Genomic DNA, 6889 nt, shown 5'->3' on the forward strand with positions numbered 1-6889 from the left:
TGTCGAGATAGGTAGATACTTGCGTATTTTCCCCCTCGCAGTACCGGACGTGCAACTTTCAAAGCATCCGGCTCCTGGTCTTTAGCCTGTACTCCACCTCCATCGGATAACTAGAGCAGTTTTTCAGGTAGTATTCAGGCATTGCCTTAAATTCTCCTTGGATTTGACCTATAAGCTCTCCTGGGCTTACGCTTACGAACCGTATTTCTACGTCTCGTATCCAACTTTTCCCCCAGGCTCATTACCCTTCAAGCTTTCCAGGCTAAAGGTACCCTTCCCCACGTCTGCCCCCTTTCGGGTGGGTATGTACCCTATCCGTCAGGTTATTTATTCCCTTTGCCTTTCGGCATAACGGCATTCGCTTTTTGGGGAAGTCCCATCTCCCTACGTATTCATTGGGATTGCTCCCTCTTTACTCATGGTTTGTTTTGCCACAAGAGCGTATGGAGGTTAATTCGTTCCACACGATTGAGATGCGACTGACTTAGGTTCCCTTTATACGCCGGAGGTTATATGGTGTCCTATAATCCAAGATGTTAAGCCTTGAACTACATTTGGCAACCGAGTAAACGGCGGTTGCTTCAAAACCTCAAAAACTGCCAAAGCAGCCTTAAGTAACGACGCCTCATCAAGGGTTCGCTTGTGCTAACCATATCAGTCTTACCCTAGCCCCCATGAAGTGGGGTACACTTTACCCTCTAGCTTTGAAACCCCTAGATTGCTCCAGACGCTCCTTCGGGCGGGTACTGGCTTGGACACTAGCCAGGAGTCCTTCTTAGGGGACTCACTCTTTCGTGCGACATCGAATCGCACTTAACATTCTTAATTATAGAGGCTCGGTTGTTTTGTCTTAATTTGAGGAACTTAGCAGGAGTATTGTTAAAAGCAATCATAGGTATTGATTCAAGGGCTGGCTTTGTGGCGATCGCGCAGACAACCCTGGTCAATGCCACACCTCGCTTCAATCTACGACAAGCCATGTCAAGCTGATACGCTAGATAACGTAACGGGACGATTAAGAAGTGATCAACAACTTCTGCGGCGCTGCACTAGGGGCAAGGGTGCGATCGCTGATTGAGTTCTCGCATAAATAGGCAACAGATGACTGCCGAAGTTTTAAGAATCTGAGAGCGCTCACTGTAGCGCTCGGCTGTCGTCACCGTCTCAGTGGCAGGGTGCGATCGCTCCAAGAAAAGGCGTCAGCTCTTGCGGCGCAACGAATATCCTTCGCCTAGATTGTACAGGACTTCTCGCTTAGGTAGGAAAGTGGTTCATCTGTGCGATAATTTTTTTAACATACATTTTAAGATTTGCGTCCTGATTGTAACTGTGAGCGATGAGCGAGCAAGCCAAAGAGCAAACCCTTGCTGAGACAGCGCCAAGTCGTTATGAATGCCGCTCTTGCGGCTACGTCTATGAGCCAAGTAAGGGAGATAGTAATCATAATGTTCCTCCAGGGACGCCTTTTGAAGAGTTGCCCACTGACTGGCGTTGCCCCGTCTGCGGTGTTCGGACTGCTCAGTTTGAGAATATTGGTTCGAGTGGCGCTCCTTCTGGGTTTCAAGAGAACCTGAATTATGGATTGGGTGTCAACCGTTTGACCCCAGGACAAAAAAACCTGTTAATTTTTGGGGCTTTGGCTGTAGCCTTTTTGTTCTTTCTCAGTCTCTACGGTTTGGGCTAATCTCGGCACAGTTGACCCAGAAGTCTAGGGGACTGGGGACTGGGGGAGCAATGACTTTGGGCTTTTAACTTTTGACTTTTGCCTGACCAATGACCAGTTCTGGAGTTTATGAGCGATTTGATGAATAAGCTGAAACAAATTGTAATATTATTAGTACTTGCCTTCTTTTGTGTCAGCTGTAGTAAAGTTCCATCCGTAAGTTATAATCCTTGGCAGCTTGTGTCCACATCGACGGAATCGACCTTACAGGACGTTGGTTTTACAGGTGACCTGAATCATGGATGGGCTGTAGGGAGTAATGCCACTCTTTTAGAAACAAAAGATGGCGGTAAAACCTGGCAAGAAAAAGGTCTGGAGCTGGGAGAGACAAACTATCGCTTCACATCTGTTAGCTTTGTCGGTGACGAAGGCTGGATTGTGGGGGAACCCTCAATCCTACTGCATACAACCGACAGCGGGGCCTCTTGGTCTCGCATACCCTTGAGCGAAAAGTTACCCGGTTTGCCTAATACCATCTTGGCTCTGGGTCCCCAATCCGCCGAAATGACGACCACGGTCGGAGCGATTTATCAAACAAAAGATAGCGGTCAGACTTGGAAAGCCATGGTGGAAGAAGCCGTGGGTGTTGTCCGGAACATTTCCCGATCAGAAGATGGCAAATACATTGCTGTTTCCGCTAGAGGGAACTTCTTCTCGACTTGGGAACCCGGTCAAAATGCTTGGGTACAGCATAACCGCAATAGTTCCAGGCGTCTTCAAAGTATGGGATACGGAAAAGATGGGCGTCTTTGGTTACTGGCGCGGGGAGGCCAAGTGCAGTTTAGTCGCCCTGAAGACCCAGAAACCTGGGATGAGTCTCAAAATCCAGAATTTTCAACCAGCTGGGGATTCCTCGACCTAGCCTACCGTACACCTGAAGAAATTTGGGTCGCTGGTGGTAGTGGGAATTTGCTTTGTAGTTTTGATGGTGGCAAAACCTGGCAAAAAGACCGCGAAATTGAAAATGTACCCGCCAATTTTTACAAAATTGTTTTTGTAACACCAGAGCGGGGATTTATCATTGGTCAGAAGGGTGTCTTGTTAAGGTATGAGCCATCTTCACAAGCAGCTTAAAACAAATGAAATCGCTTGAAGCCATGTAAGCCGATTTCGTATTATAGTTATTGAGTTTTCAATTGTTGAAAGGAAGGAGGCAATAGCTGTGTCAGGTTCAACTGGAGAACGTCCTTTTGGGGACATTATTACAAGTGTTCGTTACTGGGTAATTCACAGTATCACTATTCCCGCTTTGTTTATTGCTGGCTGGCTATTTGTTAGTACAGGTCTGGCTTACGACGTTTTCGGAACCCCTCGTCCTAATGAGTATTTCCCCCCAGATCGTGTGGAAGCACCCATTTTAAGCGATCGCTACGAAGCCAAACAGCAAATCCAGCAATTCTCAGGTAAGTAATTCTAAAACAGGTTTAAGACAATGACAGGTAATACTCCCAATCAACCCATTTCTTATCCAATTTTTACAGTTAGATGGCTAGCTGTTCATACGTTGGGCGTGCCTACCGTTTTCTTTTTAGGTGCGATCGCAGCTATGCAGTTTATCCAACGCTAGGAGAAACAACGATGCCAGAAAGAGCTCCCAATCCGAATAACCAGCCGGTTGAACTTAACCGGACTTCGCTTTACTTAGGTCTATTACTCGTTTTTGTTCTCGGTATTCTGTTTTCCAGTTATTTCTTTAATTAACTGGACGTGATGGTAAGTTTTGTTGTGTTGAATTAGGAGATAAAGGTTATGGCTGGAACAGGAAAAATTCCCTTGTGGATTGTTGCCACAGTTGCGGGAACAGGTGTAATCGTAATTCTTGGTATTTTCTTTTACGGTGCCTACGCAGGACTAGGTTCCTCGCTGTAGGTTCCTAACCAAGCTGAGGTTAATCAGAAATTAATTTGATGCTTGTTTGACATCAAAAGTATATACCGCCTATTTCAGTAAAATAGGCGGTATTTTAATCCACCTCTCCCCGCATCGGGGGGATAAGAGGGAAAAAGAATAATATTTTTAGCTGGAAGGGGAGTAATATGATCTCCGGTTGAGTACCCTTAATAAAAGCATTTCGGACATGATATGAGAATCAAATCCTCTCTCCTGATAGTAGAGAGGTCAGAGTGCAGCACACATCCAATCGAGAAGGGCTATAGACGGCCTCGCCTGTTCCAAAGTTACCAGAAGGGGCGTATAGGTGTACGCCCCTTCTAGTATATTTTAGGCTTAGTCCTCAAAAGAGTCGCCCCCGTAGGGCTGAACACCTATATTGGGATATTCATCATCATTAGGGCGGAAAATTCTTCCTACTCCTTCCCCGATATATTGAAGTGCTTCTTGCAACCACTTGAAGATAGACATAGCTTTTCCTCCCTGTTGTAAAAGTTATTAATGAAGAAAAACTAAAAATTCCTCGCTTCCTTTAAGCGGATTTTTCTCTTTACCTCTTTATTTTAACCGGGTTTCTCGTCAGTAGAGGAAAAGCTTACGGTTCTTTACTTTACACAGTGTTATTTCAAAAAGTTTTCAAGATATATTACTCTCGCTAACGCTTGGCGATCGCATCGCTAATCCGCCCTCCTGATAACTTCAGATTTAAAACCGATAATCCCAAAATGGCTAAAAACAACACGAGTCCAATTGTGCAAGCATAGCTGATTTCCAGTTCAGAAAAGGCTTGCTCATAGAGATAGTAAACAACGGTTTTGGAACTATTACGTGGGCCTCCTTGGGTCATAATGTAAATTTCTTCAAACACTTTCGTTGCGGAAATGGCAGAAATCACAGCAACCAAAACGAGGTAAGGTCGCATCAATGGCACAGTAATATCCCAATGCTTTAAGTAGCCATCTGAACCATCAATAGCCGCCGCTTCGTAGAGTTCAGCCGGAATCGATTGTAAACCAGCCAGATAAATCACCATGTAGTAGCCTAAGCCTTTCCACACGGTTACCGCCATCACGCTAAAAATTGCCCATTTTGGGCTAGTTAACCAGGGAATACCCTCTTTTAATCCCAGTTGCCCTAGAACTTGATTGAAAAGACCGTTTTCTGCATAAAGCCACTTCCAGGCAATCCCAGCAACAACCATTGAAATCACCACGGGTGTATAAAAAGCTGCTCGAAACCAGTTCATTCCCCTCAGCTTCTGGTTCACTAATAGTGCCAGACCTAGGGGAACGATGACTAAAATTGGTACGACGATGATGAGATACAACAACGTGTTCACCATCGTCTTCCGAAACACTGAACCGATGACCCAAAACTCTGTCCATAGACGCTGGAAGTTCGCTAAACCAATCCATTGCGGTGTTTGAGTGAGATCGTATTCATATCTTGTAAAACTCAGGTAAAACGCTTGAAGAGCAGGCCAAAATACAGTTAGCCCTAAGATGACGAGGGCGGGCAATAAAAACAGGTAGGGAGTGAGATGTCTATTTGTCAGAACTAAATTTTTGTGCATTCCAGAATGTCAGCCAATCACAAAATTGTTAGATTACACAGTAGTTGCTATCAGTTAAAGCTGACGGATAACTTTTGCCGCTAGCTTCATCTAAACAACGTGCTGCTGATAACAGAAAAAAAGTGTAGCTTATTTAACAGTTTATAGGTATGGAAGCTAGTGTAATCTTGTAATTTTAACGGCAATATCTTGGCAAACAGCAGAGCTGAGCCCTACGAAGCTGGCTTGTTTGCGGTTTTAGCAGGTTTTATGTTTCAGAGTGAGCGCGGGAATTACAGCGCTTTCTGTTCCAGGCAAAATTTTACTTTGCTTCAAGGTGCTATCTATCGTTACTAAAGTCACTACCTTTGTAGATACAAGTTAGCGACTTGAGGCTGGAGTTTACCTCCAGCTAATCGGAGCTGTCATTTATGGGAGCATTCAAAAAGCATGGAGCATTTAGAGGTAAGGCACAGTCGTTTATTTGAGCCAACTATAGCAGTGGAACCAGCTACGATCGCACAAGGAACCCTTTCAAAACCGTCCCAGCCAGCACAACGGGTGGTTGGTGAGAACCAAGACCATTTTTGGCAAGCTTTATTCAAAGCGCTCCCAGTTCCCTTAGTCATCTCTCAGTTTTCAGATGGTGCGATTCTCTATGCGAACGATGCTTTTTGCACGACCTTTGGCCTTGAGATTCAGGAAATTAGCGATCGCACCGCCCATATTAGCCGAGGCGATCACTATACCCTAGACTTTTACTATGACCCCGCTGACTGGCAGACATTGTTGCAAGTTTTTACCAGTCAGAGGGACTTGCGCCATTACAAAGTCAGAATGCAAAAGGTCGATGGCACACCTGTGTGGAGTTCTGTCTCATTCCAATGGCTGAGCTTTAACGGCGAATCAGCGATGCTGGGGACGTTTGAGAACATTACCCCCTACCAAGCGCCACTGCTCACGACAGCTTGGTGTGAAAGCGAGGTCAAGTTTTGCACACTGGCAGAAACGCTGGCAGCTGCCACGTTTATTTATCAGGACTCTCAAGTGTGCTATGCCAATTCGGCACTCTGTACGATTACCGATTACTCTGAGGCCGAGTTACTCGGGATGAGCGTCTGGGATTTGTTGCATCCAGACTACCACGCCCTTTGGCGACAATGGAACGCGGCCTACCCAGCCAGTGAGTCGCTCAAGGGACTGGAGGATTGGAGGGGAACAGAAGAAGATGGGGAGACAGTATTATCTCATCCCTCCCTCAGTTCCAACTCCCAATCTCTGGTCAAGAGTCGCTCCGAAGTCAAGATTCTCACAAAAATGGGTAAAGCTCGTTGGCTCGATGCCACGACGAGAATCATTAATTTTCAAGGACAATCGGCAGTCTTAGTCAGTGCATTTGACATCACCAGCCACAAACAGGCAGAGGAGGCCTTGTCTGAGAGCAAACGCGCTCTCTCAACCTTGATGAGTAACCTTCCGGGGATGGCTTATCGTTGTCGCCTGGATTGGGACTGGACAATGGAGTTTGTCAGCGAAGGTTGTTTCAATCTCACGGGTTACCACCCTGGAGACTTAATCAACAGCCGGAAGACTTCATTAAACGCCATTATTCATCCAGACGATCGCGATCGCGTTAGGCATGAAGTGCGATCGGCTCTCCAGCAAAACCAACCTTATCAGTTAGAATATCGCATCACCACAGCGATCGGAGAACAGAAGTGGGT

General features: G+C 45.9%; 10 protein-coding genes. 8 read left to right on the forward strand and 2 right to left on the reverse strand.

The features are described from left to right. Positions 1-898: 898 nt before the first annotated feature. The 7 genes from V6C93_RS20335 to V6C93_RS20365 all read left to right on the forward strand — a co-directional run bounded on the left by V6C93_RS20335 (position 899) and on the right by V6C93_RS20365 (position 3592). On the forward strand, positions 899-1078 hold the full coding sequence (locus V6C93_RS20335; RefSeq protein ID WP_333478497.1) for a hypothetical protein: 180 nt from the start codon (positions 899-901) through the stop codon (positions 1076-1078). A gap of 258 nt (positions 1079-1336) precedes the next feature. Then, the gene (locus V6C93_RS20340) at positions 1337-1684 is read left to right on the forward strand and encodes a rubredoxin (RefSeq protein WP_333478498.1); all 348 of its coding nucleotides are present in this window, start codon (positions 1337-1339) and stop codon (positions 1682-1684) included. A 108-nt stretch (positions 1685-1792) separates the two neighbouring features. Next, entirely contained in the window at positions 1793-2797 is a 1005-nt protein-coding gene (locus V6C93_RS20345) for a photosynthesis system II assembly factor Ycf48 (protein ID WP_349262778.1), read from the forward strand. Positions 2798-2885: 88 nt separating this feature from the next. After that, on the forward strand, positions 2886-3134 hold the full coding sequence (gene psbE, locus V6C93_RS20350) for a cytochrome b559 subunit alpha (protein ID WP_333478500.1): 249 nt from the start codon (positions 2886-2888) through the stop codon (positions 3132-3134). 21 nt (positions 3135-3155) lie between these two features. Next, entirely contained in the window at positions 3156-3290 is a 135-nt protein-coding gene (psbF, locus tag V6C93_RS20355; protein WP_015180181.1) for a cytochrome b559 subunit beta, read from the forward strand. Between the two features lie 11 nt (positions 3291-3301). Next, complete coding sequence (locus tag V6C93_RS20360; protein ID WP_333478501.1) at positions 3302-3424, forward strand: photosystem II reaction center protein L; 123 nt, start codon at positions 3302-3304, stop codon at positions 3422-3424. Between the two features lie 48 nt (positions 3425-3472). Next, entirely contained in the window at positions 3473-3592 is a 120-nt protein-coding gene (locus V6C93_RS20365; RefSeq protein WP_015180183.1) for a photosystem II reaction center protein J, read from the forward strand. Positions 3593-3949: 357 nt separating this feature from the next. Here V6C93_RS20365 and V6C93_RS20370 read toward each other — a convergent pair whose 3' ends face one another. Both V6C93_RS20370 and V6C93_RS20375 read right to left on the reverse strand, forming a co-directional pair. After that, a complete protein-coding gene (locus V6C93_RS20370) occupies positions 3950-4084 on the reverse strand; it encodes an isochorismate synthase (protein ID WP_333478502.1) in 135 nt (44 codons plus the stop codon). Between the two features lie 184 nt (positions 4085-4268). After that, positions 4269-5186, reverse strand: coding sequence for a sugar ABC transporter permease (locus V6C93_RS20375; protein WP_333478503.1), 918 nt, complete (start codon positions 5184-5186; stop codon positions 4269-4271). 429 nt (positions 5187-5615) lie between these two features. Between V6C93_RS20375 and V6C93_RS20380 the strand changes: the two genes are divergently transcribed. Next, positions 5616-6889 (forward strand): PAS domain S-box protein (locus tag V6C93_RS20380; protein WP_333478504.1); only part of this gene is annotated, 1274 nt, incomplete at its 3' end.

It is taken from the genome of Allocoleopsis sp. (assembly GCF_036703385.1).
GTDB lineage: Bacteria > Cyanobacteriota > Cyanobacteriia > Cyanobacteriales > Coleofasciculaceae > Allocoleopsis.

What these genes read in the sequence shown, in the direction of transcription:
- V6C93_RS20375 (WP_333478503.1), bottom strand. Translation starts at nt 5,186, where the DNA reads ATGCACAAAAATTTAGTTCTGACAAATAGACATCTCACTCCCTACCTG.
- psbF (WP_015180181.1), top strand. Translation starts at nt 3,156, where the DNA reads ATGACAGGTAATACTCCCAATCAACCCATTTCTTATCCAATTTTTACA.
- V6C93_RS20365 (WP_015180183.1), top strand. Translation starts at nt 3,473, where the DNA reads ATGGCTGGAACAGGAAAAATTCCCTTGTGGATTGTTGCCACAGTTGCG.
- V6C93_RS20340 (WP_333478498.1), top strand. Translation starts at nt 1,337, where the DNA reads ATGAGCGAGCAAGCCAAAGAGCAAACCCTTGCTGAGACAGCGCCAAGT.
- V6C93_RS20360 (WP_333478501.1), top strand. Translation starts at nt 3,302, where the DNA reads ATGCCAGAAAGAGCTCCCAATCCGAATAACCAGCCGGTTGAACTTAAC.
- V6C93_RS20370 (WP_333478502.1), bottom strand. Translation starts at nt 4,084, where the DNA reads ATGTCTATCTTCAAGTGGTTGCAAGAAGCACTTCAATATATCGGGGAA.
- V6C93_RS20345 (WP_349262778.1), top strand. Translation starts at nt 1,793, where the DNA reads ATGAGCGATTTGATGAATAAGCTGAAACAAATTGTAATATTATTAGTA.